Origin of the sequence: Lachnoanaerobaculum sanguinis, assembly GCF_033242365.1 — a bacterium.
GTDB classification, from domain to species: domain Bacteria; phylum Bacillota; class Clostridia; order Lachnospirales; family Lachnospiraceae; genus Lachnoanaerobaculum; species Lachnoanaerobaculum sanguinis.
This window is the reverse complement of record NZ_BTHK01000090.1, coordinates 1-272: the sequence shown is the minus strand read 5'-3', so window position 1 is coordinate 272 and position 272 is coordinate 1. Positions and strand designations below refer to the sequence as shown.

Below are 272 nucleotides of genomic sequence, written 5' to 3'. Positions count from 1 at the left end.
TTTTCCTCCCATACAGGTACTTCGCTTGCCCCGGTTTTTGTCCTCCCGGGTTCGGTTTCAGTCTCCGTGTCCCCACAGTTCTGATTATATGTAGTACAGGAATCTGTACCTGTTATCCATCGACTACGTCTTTCGACCTTGCCTTAGGCCCCGACTTACCCTGAGTAGATCAGCTTTACTCAGGAAACCTTAGATATTCGGCCAAGAGGATTCTCACCTCTTTCTCGCTACTCATTCCGGCATTCTCTCTTCTTATTACTCCACCATTCCTT

General features: G+C 47.8%; 1 rRNA gene. It reads right to left on the bottom strand.

The annotated features are described in order from the left end of the window. A 23S ribosomal RNA gene (locus SBH76_RS13650) occupies positions 1-272 on the bottom strand; the annotation flags it as partial.